Source organism: Paenibacillus tyrphae, from assembly GCF_024158745.1.
Classification (GTDB): Bacteria; Bacillota; Bacilli; order Paenibacillales; family NBRC-103111; genus Paenibacillus_G; species Paenibacillus_G tyrfis_A.
The window spans coordinates 50,593-67,319 of the sequence record NZ_JAMZAW010000012.1; the positions used below are offsets into that span (position 1 = coordinate 50,593).

18 protein-coding genes and 1 riboswitch are annotated in these 16,727 nt (G+C 54.1%); of the genes, 13 read left to right on the forward strand and 5 right to left on the reverse strand.

Translation table 11 applies throughout. The features are described from left to right. Positions 1-110: 110 nt before the first annotated feature. The 6 genes from NI000_RS18780 to NI000_RS18805 all read left to right on the forward strand — a co-directional run bounded on the left by NI000_RS18780 (position 111) and on the right by NI000_RS18805 (position 4,968). Positions 111-1,334 carry a GTP-binding protein gene (locus tag NI000_RS18780; RefSeq protein WP_253412996.1) on the forward strand — a complete coding sequence of 408 codons (1,224 nt, stop codon included), beginning with the start codon at positions 111-113 and terminating at the stop codon, positions 1,332-1,334. A gap of 31 nt (positions 1,335-1,365) precedes the next feature. Continuing rightward, complete coding sequence (gene rpmG / locus NI000_RS18785; RefSeq protein ID WP_253412997.1) at positions 1,366-1,515, forward strand: 50S ribosomal protein L33; 150 nt, start codon at positions 1,366-1,368, stop codon at positions 1,513-1,515. A gap of 82 nt (positions 1,516-1,597) precedes the next feature. Next, positions 1,598-1,799: riboswitch (cobalamin riboswitch) on the forward strand. A gap of 176 nt (positions 1,800-1,975) precedes the next feature. Further along, positions 1,976-2,350, forward strand: coding sequence for a (2Fe-2S) ferredoxin domain-containing protein (locus NI000_RS18790; protein WP_253412998.1), 375 nt, complete (start codon positions 1,976-1,978; stop codon positions 2,348-2,350). A gap of 187 nt (positions 2,351-2,537) precedes the next feature. After that, on the forward strand, positions 2,538-3,425 hold the full coding sequence (locus NI000_RS18795; protein WP_253412999.1) for a cation diffusion facilitator family transporter: 888 nt from the start codon (positions 2,538-2,540) through the stop codon (positions 3,423-3,425). 26 nt (positions 3,426-3,451) lie between these two features. Next, complete coding sequence (locus NI000_RS18800) at positions 3,452-4,234, forward strand: ABC transporter ATP-binding protein (protein ID WP_253413000.1); 783 nt, start codon at positions 3,452-3,454, stop codon at positions 4,232-4,234. Further along, the gene (locus tag NI000_RS18805; protein ID WP_253413001.1) at positions 4,216-4,968 is read left to right on the forward strand and encodes an ABC transporter permease; all 753 of its coding nucleotides are present in this window, start codon (positions 4,216-4,218) and stop codon (positions 4,966-4,968) included. Before NI000_RS18800 ends, NI000_RS18805 begins: the two co-directional genes overlap by 19 nt. 34 nt (positions 4,969-5,002) lie before the next feature. Here NI000_RS18805 and NI000_RS18810 read toward each other — a convergent pair whose 3' ends face one another. Further along, positions 5,003-5,758: a hypothetical protein gene (locus NI000_RS18810; RefSeq protein ID WP_253413002.1), complete on the reverse strand. Its 756-nt coding sequence runs from the start codon at positions 5,756-5,758 to the stop codon at positions 5,003-5,005. A gap of 280 nt (positions 5,759-6,038) precedes the next feature. On the opposite strand from NI000_RS18810, the gene NI000_RS18815 reads away from it, so the two are divergent. The 4 genes from NI000_RS18815 to NI000_RS18830 all read left to right on the forward strand — a co-directional run bounded on the left by NI000_RS18815 (position 6,039) and on the right by NI000_RS18830 (position 9,672). Further along, positions 6,039-7,004: a Gfo/Idh/MocA family protein gene (locus tag NI000_RS18815; RefSeq protein WP_253413003.1), complete on the forward strand. Its 966-nt coding sequence runs from the start codon at positions 6,039-6,041 to the stop codon at positions 7,002-7,004. A 60-nt stretch (positions 7,005-7,064) separates the two neighbouring features. Further along, positions 7,065-7,922, forward strand: a complete 858-nt coding sequence (locus tag NI000_RS18820; RefSeq protein WP_253413004.1) for an amidohydrolase family protein — start codon at positions 7,065-7,067, stop codon at positions 7,920-7,922. Positions 7,923-8,087: 165 nt separating this feature from the next. After that, positions 8,088-8,882 carry a sugar phosphate isomerase/epimerase family protein gene (locus tag NI000_RS18825; RefSeq protein WP_253413005.1) on the forward strand — a complete coding sequence of 265 codons (795 nt, stop codon included), beginning with the start codon at positions 8,088-8,090 and terminating at the stop codon, positions 8,880-8,882. Positions 8,883-9,009: 127 nt separating this feature from the next. After that, the gene (locus tag NI000_RS18830; RefSeq protein WP_253413006.1) at positions 9,010-9,672 is read left to right on the forward strand and encodes a hypothetical protein; all 663 of its coding nucleotides are present in this window, start codon (positions 9,010-9,012) and stop codon (positions 9,670-9,672) included. Between the two features lie 60 nt (positions 9,673-9,732). Here the strand turns inward: NI000_RS18830 and NI000_RS18835 are convergent, their stop codons facing one another. From NI000_RS18835 to NI000_RS18845, 3 genes are read right to left on the reverse strand one after another with little or no spacing between them, the layout of a single operon-like run. Next, complete coding sequence (locus NI000_RS18835; protein WP_253413007.1) at positions 9,733-10,872, reverse strand: glycoside hydrolase family 18 protein; 1,140 nt, start codon at positions 10,870-10,872, stop codon at positions 9,733-9,735. A 5-nt stretch (positions 10,873-10,877) separates the two neighbouring features. After that, positions 10,878-11,978, reverse strand: a complete 1,101-nt coding sequence (locus NI000_RS18840; RefSeq protein WP_253413008.1) for an acyltransferase — start codon at positions 11,976-11,978, stop codon at positions 10,878-10,880. Positions 11,979-12,020: 42 nt separating this feature from the next. Further along, positions 12,021-13,346, reverse strand: a complete 1,326-nt coding sequence (locus tag NI000_RS18845) for a glycosyltransferase family 2 protein (RefSeq protein WP_253413009.1) — start codon at positions 13,344-13,346, stop codon at positions 12,021-12,023. A gap of 498 nt (positions 13,347-13,844) precedes the next feature. Here NI000_RS18845 and NI000_RS18850 point away from each other — a divergent pair, with 498 nt between their 5' ends. Further along, positions 13,845-14,321: a hypothetical protein gene (locus NI000_RS18850; protein WP_253413010.1), complete on the forward strand. Its 477-nt coding sequence runs from the start codon at positions 13,845-13,847 to the stop codon at positions 14,319-14,321. Here NI000_RS18850 and NI000_RS18855 read toward each other — a convergent pair. Then, a complete protein-coding gene (locus NI000_RS18855) occupies positions 14,316-15,266 on the reverse strand; it encodes an SPL family radical SAM protein (RefSeq protein WP_253413011.1) in 951 nt (316 codons plus the stop codon). The two genes, NI000_RS18850 and NI000_RS18855, sit on opposite strands and share 6 nt — an antisense overlap. A gap of 110 nt (positions 15,267-15,376) precedes the next feature. On the opposite strand from NI000_RS18855, the gene NI000_RS18860 reads away from it, so the two are divergent. Together NI000_RS18860 and NI000_RS18865 are read left to right on the forward strand one after the other, a co-directional pair. Further along, positions 15,377-15,655, forward strand: coding sequence for an alpha/beta-type small acid-soluble spore protein (locus NI000_RS18860; protein WP_054977745.1), 279 nt, complete (start codon positions 15,377-15,379; stop codon positions 15,653-15,655). 361 nt (positions 15,656-16,016) lie between these two features. Beyond that, entirely contained in the window at positions 16,017-16,547 is a 531-nt protein-coding gene (locus NI000_RS18865) for a hemerythrin domain-containing protein (protein WP_063179882.1), read from the forward strand. The last annotated feature ends 180 nt before the right edge of the window (positions 16,548-16,727 follow it).

The window sequence follows — 16,727 nt, forward strand, 5'->3', positions numbered from 1 at the left end:
CAAAGGAAAGTGCATGCTGCGGACTGAAATTTGTTCGTTGACAAACGACGGGCGCATCAGTACAATGAATTTTATTAGTAATAATTACGTTTAAGGAAGGTTTGCTGACAATGGAACACAACACAACGAAAATACCGGTAACGGTGCTGAGCGGTTATTTGGGCGCCGGGAAGACGACCATCTTAAATTATGTGCTGAATCACCGCCATGGGTTGAAGGTGGCGGTCATCGTCAACGATCTAAGCGAAGTAAACGTCGATGCGGCGCTGATTCAAGACGGAGGCGGACTGTCCCGCACGGACGAAAAGCTTGTGGAAATGTCGAACGGCTGCATCTGCTGCACGCTGCGGGAAGACTTGCTGCGCGAGGTGGAGCGGCTGGCGCTTGAAGGTCGGTTCGATTATATCCTGATCGAATCGACCGGGGTGGGCGAGCCGGTGCCGGTGGCGCAGACGTTCACGTACATCGACGAAGAGCACGGCATTGATCTGTCCCGCTGGTGCCGGTTGGACTGTATGGTCACAGTGGTCGACGCCTACCGGTTCTGGCACGACTATTCCTCCGGCGAGTCGCTGCTGGAGAGGCAGCAGGCCGTAGGCGCGGACGATACGCGCGATGTGGTCGACCTGCTGATCAACCAGATCGAGTTCTGCGACGTGCTTATCTTGAATAAATGCGATCTTGTCGAAGAGGAAGAGCTGAACGAGCTGGAGGGCGTCCTGAGAAAGCTTCAACCGCGAGCCAAGCTGCTGCGTGCGGAGCGGGGACAGGTGAATCCAGAGGAGATTTTGGACACCGGCTTGTTCGACTTCGAAGCCGCAAGTACCTCGGCGGGATGGATGCAGGAGCTGATGAACGACCATCATACGCCCGAGACGGAAGAGTACGGCATCTCCTCGTTCGTGTACGAACGCCGCCGTCCGTTCCATCCCGAACGGCTTACGGCGTGGATGTCCGACTGGCCGGAGGCCATCGTCCGCGCGAAGGGGACGGTATGGCTGGCGAGCCGCAACGCGCTTGCGCAAAGCTTGAGCCAGGCCGGCCCTTCGATTCAATTCGGCCCGGCCGGTTACTGGGTGGCCGCGCTCCCGGAAGCGGAGCGTCAGGCCATACTAGCCGAGGAGCCGGAGCTCGCGCAGCATTGGGATCCTGTCTTCGGGGACCGGACGACGAAGCTGGTCTTGATCGGGATTGCACCGGATAAGCGGCGGATCGAGGAGGAACTGGACGCGTGTCTGCTCACGGATGAGGAAATGGCCGGGGACTGGAGCTTGCTGCCCGACAGGCTACCGAACGTGTCGACGGAGCAACTGGAAGCGGGATTATTGCAATAAAACCGACATAGATTGGAAAGGAGTGTCCCTTATGCGCGTCATCGTTACATTAGCCTGCACGGAATGCGGCGACCGGAATTACACTACAACCAAGAACAAGAAAACTCATCCGGGCCGGCTCGAGCTTCGCAAATACTGCTCCCGGCTCAAGAAGGTAACCCTGTACCGGGAAACGCGGTAGGACGCGGCAGGACGCGACAGGTATAGGATCAGGAACATATTGACAATGCATCCTCCCCTCGGGTATCGTTAGGTTCATAACAACCGAATACCGGGAATCGGGTGCTTCGGACCTCGTCCGAAGCTTAAAAGGGAAGACGAGTGCAACTCCGTCGCGGTCCCGCCACTGTGAAGGGCGCTTGATTCAAGCTATCGCTCGGCAGCATGCCACTGAAGACATATCTTCGGGAAGGCGCCGAACGGGAAGCCCTAAGCCAGGATACCTGCCTGATCCGATAACACGTTGAACCCTACGGAGCATAGGGGGTGTTAGGATACGAAGAACGGATATGCCGATGCACGGGCTGCTGTCTTACAGACAGCGCATTCGGGCATGCACATACGGGTCTGAAGGGAGTATTTCTAACCGACAGGGTTGGAATGCTCCTTTTTCTTTTTTCGAAAAGGAGGAGGCAGGAATAATGACAACATGGAATTTGTCCGGAACGCGCCACCATGTGCTTATCTGCAACGGCGGCAGCTGTATGAGGCAGCAGGGCGAGGAGGTAACCAAGGCAATCCGGGAGGAGATTGCCCGGCACCAGGCGGACGCGGTCGTTCACACGACAAGAACGCGGTGCAACGGACGGTGCGAAGACGGTTGTATCGTCATCGTCTATCCGGAGGGCGTCTGGTACAAGGAAATGACCCCCGAGCTGGGCCGGGAGCTGGTGCAGGAGCATTTGCTCGGCGGACGGCCGATGCAGGAGCAGGTCCTCTATACGTATCAGGAAGGATTCGTCGGGACGATCCGCGGGTCTGAAGGAACGCCGAAACCGCAGCCTTCGGACGGCTGATGAGCAGCGGTTTTGCAACCAACCGGATTCCGTGCTATAATGATCGATGTTATTTTTTGAGCGTGGTGATGGTTATGATTCTGCATAGGACTGATTTGCCTCATAAAAAAGCTTTTCCAACCCTTGGCCGGACGGCTGGGGGTTTTTTGTTTCCTATGGGAAAAAGTTCTGGCGGGGGTCATAAATGATGAGTAAGGGGAACAATGCTTCCATTGCGGCCGTATGGATCAGCCTGATCAGCAATATCGTTCTTACGCTGCTCAAGCTGATCGTCGGCTTTCTATCCGGCAGCCAAGTGCTGCTTGCGGACGGTGTGCACAATGCCGGCGACGTCATTGCGACGGCCGCGGCATTAAGCTCGATGCGGATTTCCAAGCGTCCGGCGGACGAGGACCATCCGTACGGACACGGCAAAGCCGAGGTGCTCGGCTCCGCCTTCGTAGCCATTGTGCTGGCGCTCGCCGCCTTGTTCATCGGTTATCACGCCGCTGCCGCGTTGTTCGAGGAACCGGCGGAAGCCAGCGTGCTGGCGCTGACCGCGGCCTTGGTTTCATTGGTCTGGAAGCAGGCCCTGTATATGTACACGATCCGGATCGGAAGACAGACGAACAGCAAAGGGCTGATCGCCACAGCTTACGACCATCTGGCCGACGTCTACGCGTCGCTTGCGGCCGTCGTAGGCATCGCGCTTGCGATGCTCGGCGAGGCTTGGAGCATCCCGTACTTGGCCTACGGCGATCCGCTCGCCGGGATTATCGTTTCGATTCTTGTCCTGAAGCTGGCTTACTCGATGGGGCAGGAATCGTTCGACGTGCTGATGGAAAAAGCGGTGAAGCCGGAGAAGCTGGGCGAATACGCGGCTCTCATCCAAACGATTCCGCAGGTGAAGCGGATCGACCGGCTTCGGGCGAGAGAGCACGGGCATTACATTTTGGTCGATCTACGGGTCAGCATTCCTGGCGAGCTTACGGTCCAGGAAGGGCATGATATTTCCCGGCAAATCAAGCGGGCGATCATGGAGCGGCATGCCGATGTCGATGAAGTGCTCATCCATTTGAATCCATGGTACGAATAAGCTTTTCGAAAAAGGGGGCGCTCGGATTGGCATCCGTATTATCGATGGAAAAGCTTGCGAAATACCGGCAGCGGGGCGGTGAAGGAAGTGCTGCGTTATTCAGCGGCATAACAGCCGAACTGGAGGAAGGCGGCATGGTCGCGCTGCTCGGCGCTTCCGGGCAGGGCAAAAGCACGCTGCTGCGCATCCTCGCGTGGCTGGACGCCGCAGACGAGGGGGAGCTGCGGCTGGGCGGCAAGTCAGCTTCCGCATGGAAGCCGCAGGAGTGGCGGACGAAGGTAGCTTACGTCGCTCAGCAGGCCGTCATGCTGCCGGGAACCGTGGAGGACAATCTGTGCACGGTCAGCCGCCTGCACCGCCGCCCGTTCGACCGTCAGCTTGCCGCCCGCTGCATGGAAGCGCTTGGTCTCGGCGGGATGGCTTGGAGCAAGCCTGCGGGCGAGCTGTCCGGCGGTGAAAAGCAGCGGCTCGCGCTGGTCCGCTCGCTCCTGCTTCGGCCGGCTGTTCTGCTGCTCGACGAAGTTACCGCATCCTTGGACCCGCACAGCCGGACGGCAGCCGAGCGGCTGCTGCGGGAATGGAACGAGCAGGAAGGGACTGCGCAGCTGTGGGTGACGCACGATCTGGAGCAGGCGCGCAGCGTCAGCCGGCGCGTATGGTTTATGGCCGAGGGAACGCTGCTGGAGAATCGGGAAACGCAGGACTTCTTTCATGCTCCGGACACGGAGCACGGCCGCCGGTTCGCGGCAGCGTTATCCGTTGCGGCCGCCCCGGGGAAGGAGTGTGCGGAATGTCCAACCTGGCGTTAATCAGCACGCTGGTGTTCGTCGTCGTGACGATGCTCGTCTCCGTCTGGCAGAAGCTCGGCCTGGAGAAAGACATAGCGATCGGCACCATTCGATCCGCGGTACAGCTGCTGCTCGTCGGGTATGTGCTCCAGTTCGTCTTCCATACGGACAATCCCTGGTTCATGGTGTTGATCGTCAGCGTGATGATTGCGGTCGCTTCATGGAACGCCGGGCAGCGTGCCAAAGGCGTCGTCGGCATCCGGCTGCGCATTGCCGTCGCGATTACGGCAACGGAAGTGATCACGATGACGCTACTGCTAGGCCTCGGTATTATTCAGCCGACGCCGCAGTACATCATCCCGATCAGCGGCATTACGATCGGCACTGCGATGATCGTCTCGGGCTTGCTGCTGAACCAGATGAAGCGGGAGCTGGAATCCTCCCGCGGCGAGATCGAAGCCTTGCTGGCGCTCGGCGCGACGCTGCGGCAGGCGATTCAGCAATCGCTCAAGCGCTCGATCAAGTCCAGCATGATCCCGACGATCGATTCGATGAAGACGGTCGGCCTCGTTCAGCTTCCGGGCATGATGACCGGGATGATCGTGGCAGGAGCGAATCCGGTCGAAGCGGTGCGGTACCAGATCTTGATCATGTTTGTGCTTTCCTCTTCAGCGGCGATTACGGGAATGCTGCTTGGGTTGATCAGCTACAAGCTGTGGTTTACCCGTGACGGCCGTTTGCGGCCGGGCGGATAGGATGCGGAGAATTTAGGACAGCCCATTGGACTTGTCACGATTCTTGTTTTTGAATTTTAGACGGATTGTTGATTTTGTACGGTACGGGATGCCGCGTAAGCTTCTTGGCGATGATCTTTGCCTCAAAGGTAATCGTGTCGCCGATATCAAGTTCCAGCTTCTTCATCGTGGCGCTGTTGCTGGACCAGGCTTCGCCGATTTCGGTCGCCGGCTCGGCGATGGAAACCGCCTCGTAAATAATCACTTCATCGTCATTGTCGGAGAAATTGTTCGGTACGGTTGTAAATTGTTTTACCGTGGCGGTCATTTTAACTTTTTCTTCCGGAAGCTGCAGCTTCGGCGCTTTTTCTTTCTTGGTCTTCCCCTTTGTCGGCTGTTCTGCGGTCTCCGGCTCTTCGGCCTGAGGCTTCTTAACCTCGGGGGCTTCAAGCTCCGGGGGAGGCTCTAATGATGTTTCGGTTGCCGTAACCGCTGGAACGGCGCTGACCGGTTCCGCCGCATCCTCTGCACCGACGGCTGACTTCTGCCCGTAAGTTGAAGCCTGCATCTCCTTCAGATAGGACGGGTGGATGCAGTGCAGCCGCTTGTCTTCCAATTCGATGACAGCCGTCATTTTATCGACAAAGCCGATCAACCGGCAGGCCAACATGAGTCCGTTTCTCTTGTAGAAAAAGGTTTTGGCTTTGGACGCTTTCTCCGAAAGCAAATTCCATTCTTTGCATTGCTCAATGAGTGCCGCCTCGTCGCTAAAAGCGGTATAAGCCGCAGGCTCGATAAGGAATAGTTGCACCTGATCTTCTCTCCATTTCGTTTATACTGCCGCGTTTAGTTTATAGTTCCCTGAAGCATGATTTTCTTTTATCGTTCCAACTAGAGTATACAGCATCTGCAATGGAATATAAATGTAGGCCTAAACGGCTTGTTTTTCAGCGGAGCCGATCCACCTCTTGCTCATTATTGCGCGGTTTTGTCGGATCTTGATCTATACATTTAAAAAGCGCTGCGTTAGAATGGGAATCAATTTAGCGGATGTTTCGCGACTAACAATAGATGCGGAGGTTCGTCAGCCTATGAAAGCGCTGTTGGCGGGTTTGGGAGTCGCCGGGTTCGGCATGTACAAAAAGCTAAAGCAGCACGGGGGGATTGAAGTGGCGGTCGTCGAGCCCAATCCGGCGATGAAGGAGAAGCTCGGTGCGGACGATACGCCTTTTTATACTTCGCTGGAGGAAGCGCTTGCAGCGGAAAAGCCGGATATTTTCGTCAATGTGACGCCGCCCAATGTGCATACCGCGATCAACAACCGGGTATTCGATCTCGGGCTGCCGGTGCTGTGCGAGAAGCCTATCGCTTTCGATTACAACGATTCGATTCAGATCGTGGAACGGTCCGTGCAAGAGCGAATTCCGTTCATGATCGCGGAAAACTACCGCCGCTTCCCGTACATGCGGAAGCTGAAAGCGCTGCTCGACGCCGGAACGATCGGCCGGATTTCGACCATCGACGTTCAGTTTTACCGGTACCACCACACGCAGCGCAACTATACCGTCAGCCTGCCGGACGATATCGCGGTGCACCATTTTGATCTGATGCGCTATTTGACCGCGAAGGAGGGCGTCCGTATTTTTGCCCGGAATTTCAATCCGGTCGGCAGTTGGAGCGGGGAGCCGGCGAACATTAACCTGTACGCGTTTCTGGAGATGGAGGACGGGATCGCGGTAAGCTATACCGGCTCGATTACGTCCCGGGGCGAACAAACCGAATGGGGCGGGAATTGGCGAATCGAAGGGACGACAGGCGTCATCGAAGTGAAAAAAAAGGAGCTGCTTCTGTTCAAGGAAGGTGCCGTCACCCGTTTCGACGATTACAGCGACGTTGTGGCAACGGATACGCTCACCGAGTTCCTGGATTCGCTGCGCGAAGGCCGGGAAAGCGAGACGAGCGGACGCGATTACCTTCGGACGCAAGGACTGGTGTATTATGCGGCCGAATCGAGTCGCGAAGGCCGGGCTCTGGAAATTCAGCTGCACTGCATATAAAATGAAGACGAGAGCACGATGTTCAGTAGGTGATAGCGGCATGCTTAAGGAGGAACTAAGGTGAGAATCGATGCGCACCAGCATTACTGGAAGCTGGAACGAGGCGATTACGGCTGGATTACGCCGGAGATGAGCGCGTTGTACCGGGATTACGAGCCCTGTGATCTAGAGGCTCATCTGGCGACGAACCGGATCGATCGGACGATTGTCGTTCAAGCGGCGCCTACGCTGTCGGACACGGACTATATGCTGGAGCTGGCCGGGCGATCCGAACGCATTGCAGGGGTTGTCGGCTGGATCGATCTGGAGAGTCCGGATTACCGGGAGCAGTACCGGAATTTTAAGCGGCATCCGGCGTTCGTCGGCTTTCGGACCATGATTCAAGAGATGGAGCGGGCGGAAGACATGCTCCGGCCGCACATCGTCGAGGCGATGCGATTTTTTGCCGAGGAAGACTTTCCGGTGGACCTGCTGCTGAAATCGCATCAGCTGCCGGCGGTGCTCAAGCTGCTGGAACAGACGCCGAACCTGCGGGCGGTGATCGACCATATCGCGAAGCCGCATATCGCCGCAGGCGAATGGGAGCCTTGGAGCGCTCAATTGGCGGAGGCTGCAGCGTCAAACCCGCGGCTGTACTGCAAACTGTCGGGAATGGTCACGGAGGCCGACCACCGGAATTGGAAGCCGGAGCAGATCGTCCGGTATGTGAGGCATGTGGTGTCCGTTTTTGGCACGGACCGGGTCATGTTCGGCAGCGATTGGCCCGTCTGCCTGCTGGCGGCAAGCTATGATCAGGTCGTGGAGCTGCTGGACAGCGCACTGCCCGACGGGCTAGGGGAATCGGAGAGGGAAGCCGTCTTTGGCGGCAACGCCCTTCGATTTTACAAGCTGGAGCATCTGCTGTTAAGCGGATCGTAAAAACGCAGGTGTAGCGTAGAAGAGACACGCGTCCATAGAGCGCGGTCTCTTTTTTTTACAAACGGTCGGTTATTTCCCGGGTAGAGGGGGATAGCATTCTTGACGAAAGCTTCGGCGTGGGCTATGCTTCCTTGAAGATATTTTGATGCGGGAGGGACTGCTTGGATGGCACAGTCTTACGAGAACAAGCTGTATATCGGCACAATTTTGCTGGAACGGAACCGGTGGGCGGCGGAGCGCAAGCCGTCCTATGCGGTCAGCGATTGGCAGGAACGGTTTCGCGAGGACGGCTTCGATGGCATGGAGCTGTGGGAAAATCACGCGCTTCTGGCGGACGAACGGGAGCAATCGGCGCTAGAGGCTTCGGGCAGCGTAGCGATCGTCAATTCGTATATTGGATTTGAGGATGGCGATGAGGCGGAGAGGAAGCGTGAGGTGGCTGCGGCTCTGGTGAAACGGCTGCGCGCACCCGCGGTGAAATTCAATCTCGGTGCCGATCCAGCCCAGCTTCCTATTTACATAGCCAACGTCAAGCGCTGGGCGGAGCTGCTGCCGACAGAATGCCGAATATTGTGCGAGTGTCACCCGGGGACGGCCGCGGAGCATCCCGATGCCGCCGCGGAAATGCTGCGCCGGTTAGGGGACGGGCCGTTCCAAGTGATTGTGCATCCGTTCTACTGCACGGGAGAACTCGAAGATTGGTTCAAAAAGCTGGGGTCCGCGATTACTCATGCACACGTGCAGCTTCGCGACGAGGACAATCATTTTATCGGGTTAAGCCGACGGTCGGAGCTCGTGAAAGACCGGCTGGCTTTGATGAAAAGCATGGGCTTTCGCGGCTCGTTTACGCTGGAATTCACTGAGGGAGTCCGCGTGAATGAAGACCGGGAAGCATTGTATGAAGCGGTGCTCAAAGATTTGCAAATTTTGCGTAACATTTGGAGCGGAAATCCGTCTTAAAGATTGGAGGGAGGTTGGATGCTGCCAGCGGCCCTCTTATATCCCGACGGCTGTCGAAAGGAGAGGAGTGATCTGGAGCTATTTTGCACATGATCAAAGACATAAAGGATAGCGGGGAGGAGAGTACATGGAATTTGCCATTTCCATAGCGCTTTCCACATTAGAGACGGTTGCCATATTTGTATTGATATTCGTGCTGTTCCGATACAGGGAATCGTATCATCTTTGGGCTGTTGCGGGTTTAGGCATTGGTCTTGCCGCCTGGTCTTTATTGACACGGAAGGTTTTATTGCTGGCAACGGTGGATGTATTGTTTCAATTGATAGCCATGTACATATTTTTAAAATTTGTTTACCGCATTCGCTGGTTTTACGCGTCGATTATGCTATTTTTCGCTTACGGGCTGTATCTGTTACTCCAAGGCCTGCTTGCGATAGTTATTACCTATGGTTTTGGTTACGTAATGAATGATTACAGCGATATGACTACGATCCAAACGTTCATACTCCAACTAGTTACGTTCCTAACCGCACTTGGTATTGCACGGATGGTGAAAAAGAAAAACTGGGGCTTCACCTTCATCTCCTACCATAGGCTACGAGAGGAAAGATGGACCGAAGTCAATCGAAGCATTCTCGGCAGTTTAATCGGGATCGGTGTGCTCTTACCCAGCGGTGTACTTACCGCAGTGTATGGATATAGCAACGTATATTCCCTGATTATGTTTTGTATTTTCTTTTTTTGGGTTTATTTGCTTTTGCTATTTTTTCAAAAAGATTACTCCGAATAAATCGGTTTTATTTATACGCACCTTATCGCGTTTGCGGTAAGGTGCGCTTGCCGATCTCCCCTACATTTGCAGCTGCTCCGACAAAAACTTGATCAATCCGTGCTCCGCATCCTGGGAATATTCCCACACCATGGCGCCGGCCAAATCCTTTTGTTGAATGTAAGCAATTTTGGCCTTCAAAGCTTCCTTGTCCTCGTACGATATGAACGTCTTGCCGTCGTACAGGTAAGCGGCCTTGGCGTGATCGTCGTAGTAACGTTTAAAGCCGTTCTTGCCGATATACTTCGCTTCAATCGTTTTGTAGCTCAAGTCCACCTTGTCGATGTCGATCGGCTTGCCCTCCGCAAATAATCCGTCGCTATCGCTCTTGACCTCTTCCCAGCCGTAAGAATAAGCCGGTATGCCCATCAGGAGCTTCCGCGGATCGATTCCGTGCTCCAGATACATCGTGATGACGGCGTCAACGCTATGCGCCGTTTTGTTCCCCGCATCGGCATACAGATTGGAGTTATAGCCCGTTGTTTGCGACCAGCGTCCAGTTAGGTCATAGCTCATCACATTGATGAAATCGACATATTTCTCGACCTTCTTGACTTCGACGTTCCGGAAATACCAGTCCTGGGTCCCCGAAGCGAAGGTCAGCAAATATTTTTTTTGTTTCTTATGCGGCAGCCGGTTCAGCTTCTCCCGGAGCTCCTTCATGAGGTAAGTGAAGTTTTGCGTATCCTCGGGCCGGGATTTCTGCGTGTTCCATGCATCCGAAGCCGGGTACTCCCAGTCGATGTCGATGCCGTCCAAGTCCAGCTCTTTCACCAGAGCCACGATATTGTCCGTAAATTGCCCGCGGTTCTCCGCCAGACTCGCGTCCGAGAAGCCGTCGGCCCCATAGCCGCCTACGCCCAGCACAAGATTCGTTTGGCGGTTATTCGCCCGGAGCGTCTTGATATTTTCTTTGATTTCGGCATCGGCGGCAGGGTCCGTATGGAAATAAAGCCCGTTTTTATCGATCTTCGCAAAAGCGATAAAGGCGATATCGACACGCGGATTCGATAGGTTGATCCGATCGATGTCGCCGCCGGTCGGAACGATATAGACCGAAGTGATTTTACGATCGCTGGTTTGCTGCTGGACGTAGAAATATACCCCCATTCCTGCGATCAGCAGGACGATAAAGATCTTGGTGTAGATGCTGATTTTCATCTGATTTAGCCTCTTCCGCCGAATAATACGCGCGTCACGAATTTATTGAGATTCAATATTTTTACGACGATGTAGCTGATGACGAACACCATGCCCAGATTGAGCAGCAGCGTGAAGACGGTTTCCGGGGCGGACCCTTCGCTTTCCACCCTGCGGGAAATCGTCAGCTCAACCAAAAGATGGATCAAATAAATACTGAAGCTCGCCTTGGCTATGGAGCCGATCAGCTTCTGAAGCTTGTAATTCAGCTTTTCGCCCAAAATAGAATTCTTCTCTTGAAAGTATAGAAACAGCCCGATCGCCATGAAGAAGGTCGTAATCGAATAATTGCCGTAGAACACTTCGTCCAGTACCCCGCTATAAAAGGAAGCAAAATAAGTCGCAACCGGCGTCACGAAAAAAGAGACGACTCCGATATTAAACAGCAGCGACTTCACCTTCGCAGGCAGCTCGTAATGGAAGAGATAGTACCCGAGAATGAAATAACCGAGATATCCCATAAACAAAGGGATGTTCAGGATCGGGACATAGATGCTTTCGGAGGCGACCCGGAACACCATATCCGATATGAAACGGTAGACGATGCTTATCGCGAACCAGAGGGTCAAATAATACCGCAGTTCCTTTTCCGAACACGCTTTGACGAGCCGGCTGACCAAAGGCACCGTGACATAGATGGCGATGATCGCGTACAGGAACCACAGGTGTATGTAATTGCGGTCGATGATAAGCCGATAGACGAAATCGGTAAAAAACTGAAGGATCGTCAAGTTGCTCTTCAGAATAAAATATTGGTTGTAGGCATCGTAGATGAGCGACCAGCTTACGAGCGGGATGGCCAACGGCACGATGCGCTTCTTATAAAATTCCTTGTAGGAGGAGACTTCGATCCGCAAAATCATGGCCCCGCTAATCATGAAAAAGACGGGAACCGCGAATCGGGCGATCGAATTCAGCACATTGCTGATCCACCACGATATCGTATTGAAATCATTCGTCCGGGTCAGCAAATCCGCAGTAATATGCAGGATGATTACGGCGAGAATGGAGATGATCCGCAGCAAGTCGATGTAGATGATGCGGTTGTTTTTCATTAGGTTGTCCATAAGCATCCTCCTCCGAGTCAGTCGTCAATGAATTGCAGGGGTTCAGCTAATGGAAGCGACGCCTTTCCGCTCCACGTATCCCCAGCCTTCGTCGTTATCGAAATACTTGAGCGTTCCGACAATATTGATGTATAGTACGACGTTCCGGTACGTCAGCAGCTCCGCCTGACTGAAAAGGAACATGCGGATGTAATCTTTCATCGTGTAGGTGCTTCCGAATTTTTTGCATAGGTAAAAGGCGATGATCATCTGCACCGCATTGACGGCTACCGTAATGGCGAACAATACCAGCGCATGCCCCAAGCTTTGACGGCTTATCAGCAATTGAACGATATAAATCAAACTGGTGAAGGCCGTAATCGTGCCGAGAACAAATCCGTCGATGGCAAAAAACAGACTGACGCCCCGGCTAAAGTGATGCGAGAGCTTGGACCAATAAAGGAGGATGCAGTCGATGAACGCTTTTTGCCAACGAATCCGCTGCTTGTAGAAATTGGGCATATTTTCCGGGCATTCGGTATAGCAGACCGCTTCCGGCGCGTAGACGAGCTTTTTGGCCAACCGGTTCGCTTTCATATATTCGTGAATCTTCAATGTAATGTCGATATCTTCGCCGACCGTACTGCGAAAGCCGTTCACCCGGACCAGAATATCCTTGTAAAACGCGCCGAATGCGCCGGAGATGACGACGATGGAATTAAAGACGGATTGCGTCAGCTTCCGAACGTAGAAGCCATGGATATAGTTGATGATTTGGGTCTTGATGATTCCTTTTCCCGTAAATTTCTCGACGATGACGCCGTTCTTCTTCTCCGCGCCTTGTACGATCTTCACCGTGCCGCCCAAAGCGATCACATCCGGGTCATGGAAATATTGACTCACATACTGAAGGGAACGGGCTTCAAGCATACTGTCAGCATCGAGCGTAATCACGATGTCGGACACGGCGTAATCAATGCCCGCGTTCAACGAATCGGCTTTGCCGCCGTTATGCTTGTCGATAACGAAGATGTGAAGGTACCTCGCAGATTGATAGAAGCCTTTGACCGGCTTGTAGACAAGCTGTCCGCCGGGCTCCCGATGCCGGGACTCCAGAACAAGCAGCTCATGCAACTTCGAGAGCGTATCGTCCTTGGAACCGTCGTTGACGATAATCACCTCGTGATTGCGGTAGTTCAGGCCGTTCATCGCATCGATGCAATTTTTGATCGTCAGCTCTTCGTTGTAAGCGGGAACCAACACCGAAATGGACTTCTCGGGCAGGCTTTCGTCAAGCTTCTTCACCTTGCCGAACAACAAGGGAATAACCGTGTACAACAGCTGGAAGACAAGGAACACGATCGTTGTGACATATAAAACGTACTGCATCTCCTACTCCCTCTACTTTCTCTATTATCTGTGTTTTGCGGTGAAACGGCTGCCTATTTGGCCTAGGACTAGGTTTTTCCTGTAAAATTTAGTCCTTTTTAGCTATCATAGTGGACGATCCATTTTGTGTAAAACTGCTACAAATTTCAATAAAACGAATACATTGCTATTTTTCTGCGGGAATCTCCTAATACATCCATTTTCTTCATGGATCATGCTCACAAGATTTGTTAGTTTAGTTTATTTTTTCTTGACTTTTTTAGGGGCAGTTTGCTTGGTGAATGTTGTAGAAAGATGTAGAAAGCTGCCGTTTTTCGGCTGGGGGCGGATCGCCGGAGATGCGGAACAGGGCTAATGGGGAAGGAATACTGCTGCCTCTCACTGCGGGACTATCAGACTCTTGAACGTTATTGGGGGAAAGAAACGACATGCATGCATAGCCGCCTTCCTTCGGACGGATACTTTACCTATCGCTGCCTGAAGCGAAGGAGGTATGGCATGAAAAAGTTGTTGCTTTCGTTATGGATCGTTCTTCTATGCGCGTTGTCCGCCCCGGCGAGTGCGCAAGAGGGCAGTCTGCCGGTTCCTTATAGCCAGGAAGATATCGATATGCTCGGCGGTCCACAGGGCAGTTACCAGACGGAGGCTTACCGCTCGGGACGAGGGGGCTACTCCAGCGGCCGAAGGGGATATACACCGGCGCCGGGCACAAGGACGCCCGTAGGCAATGTCCGCACACCCCCGGCGACTCCGGCACCGGGAACGGCCCCGCCTCCTGCCCGGGGCGGATTGGGCGGCATCCTGGGGGGCTTTGCGGCCGGCGCGCTTCTCGGCAGCATCCTGAACCCGTTCGGCTTGTTTGGAGGAGGGGTTGCGCCAGTACATGGGGGGTTCTCGCTTCTCGGCATCCTTTTTTGGGGCGTGGTCTTGTTCTTTTTGTACCGCTTGTGGAAAGGGTTCCGAAAATCCTCATAAATCAAGCGCAAAAGCGAGCTGCACCGGCTTATCGTCTTCGGGGCTTTCCGCTTGCGTCGGCTTGGTTTCGATCACAGGCAGGTACTCAGGAAGGCTATACCGTTCAAGAAGGCGGGCAAGCTGCGTGCGGATCTGCTCCCGGTACGCTTTGGGCGCGGTCGGGGAATGTCCGTACCAATCGGCATACGAGCCGACCAAGCGGGGATATGCTTGCCGGATCGTCCCGAAAAACCACGATTTCACTTCGGACGTATTCAAGCGGAGCACCGATCCCATCACGAAGCACGCTTTGGCTTCGGCGGCTTGCTCTACGACCTGCTCCATTTCTTCCAGTTGGTCGGTCAGGAAGGGCAGAATCGGGGCCATAAAAATTCCGGCTTCGATGCCTTCCTGCCTTAACCCTTGAAGCGCCTTGAGCCGCTGGGCCGGAGCGGGAGACATCGGCTCGAAGCTGCGCCAAATGCGCTTATCGAGCGTATTCAGGCTGATGTTGACCGAGCTTCCCGGCAGCTTGCGGAGCAAATCGATATCGCGCAAAATCAAGGGAGAACGCGTCGTTATGCTGACCGGCAGCCGGTAGGTAACCAGCACTTCGAGACATTGGCGCGTGAGCGTCAAGCGGCCCTCGAGCGGCTGGTAAGGGTCCGTAGCGGTGCCGATCGCGATTCGGCCCAGCCTGCTTCGTCCGCCCTTGGCGCGCAGCATGCGTTCGACTTGCGCTTGCAGCGCTTCCGGCGCATTGTCTTTGTACAGGATGTGATGCTGAAACGTATCGTCGGCTTCCATGCCGAGGAAGGCATGGGTGGAACGGGCATAGCAGAAGCTGCAGCCGTGCTGGCAGCCGCGGTACGGATTGATCGACCAATCGAACGGCATGGACGGGGCTTTAACGGGATTCAGCAGTTGTTTGGCGCGGACAGGCTCGTATCGGGTTTGCGTCGGCAAGGCGAACACCTCCATATTTAACGGATACACGAATATATGTTCTGTTTATTAGGTTAAAGTATACATGGGAACAAGTGTTCCTGCAACTGGGAAACAAAGGAGGAGTTGCGATGGCAAGAAGACGCAGCCGCACGCCGGTCGTGCCCGGAGCGAATCAGGCGCTGGACCGGTTGAAGTCGGAGGTTATGCGCCGGGAAGGCTATGCCGTCGATCCGAACCGCCCGGATTTGGTAAAATACGAGGTGGCCAAGACGCTCGGGATTCCGCTGAGCCCCGGAAATAACGGCCAGCTCTCGACCGAACAAGCGGGCAAGATCGGCGGGCCGATCGGCGGAAGCATGGTGCGCGAGATGGTTCGGCTCGCCCAAGAACAGTTGGCTAAACGCTGACCCGCAGAATAACCGCATGAAACCAAGTTCCATCCGAAAGGGCCGGTCATGCAGACCGAGCTCTTTTTTGCCGTGCTGAAAATTAGGCGGATTGCGGAGAAGATGTCCGGTGCGATAACGTTCCTTCAATTTCACAAGATTGTCGAATGATATCGAAATATATTGAAACGAGTAAAAAGGAATTTGCAGAAACAAGCGGATTTCCCGTGTTTATCGGGTTTCAATGGCAAAATTGAGCCGAGTTTTTGTCGGTTTTTGTTGTCGGATTATGTCCCTTTTGTGACTAGTGATTTTTTTCACAGTGTATTTCTTCCATTGCGATTACAATGAAGGCAATCCCAATACGAGGAGGATTGTTTCAATGAGTACGATAACGGAAGCCAGCGTTCAAAGCGCGCGTCCGACCCGGTTTATGGACGCGGTGGACCGTCTGAAGGAAGAGCACGACGCCTTAAAAATCCGGCTGTCCGCGGTGCAGGCCAAGGCTCAATCGGTCGGAAAGATGAAAACTGTTCCGGAAGCGATGGCGCTTCTCCAGCAGCTGAGGGAGGAGATTACGGATTTCCGCACCGAATTGGACCGGCATGCGACCTGGGAGGAACGGGAGCTGTTCCCTTTACTCTGTAGTTACTTCAATAAATATTCCGGTCCGTCCATGATGCCTTCCTTCTGGGTGATGGAAAAAGATCATGAGCTTGCGGAAACGTTCATCGATTCTTTTATCGAATCGGTGGATCGGCTGTCCTTGCCAAGCCGGGAAGCCATCCGGGAAACGAGCTCGCATCTGATTCAGGCTTGCCTCATTCTGAACGAGCACCTGAATCTGGAGGAAGACGTCGTCTATCCGATGGCGGAACAGATTCTTGACGATATCGATAGTTTATTTTCTTAATATAAAGCTTTGAGTCAGGCCAAAGGAAGGAGGATGCCGATGAATCTTATCACCTGTGAGCAATGCGGCAAGACGAAGGGCGAAGGCCCGAAAGGCACTTCGTGGATTTGCAACGACTGCCGCGTTGTTCCACAACCAAATTCTGGACGAATAAGCTCGGAACCGTCTATACTATTGTTA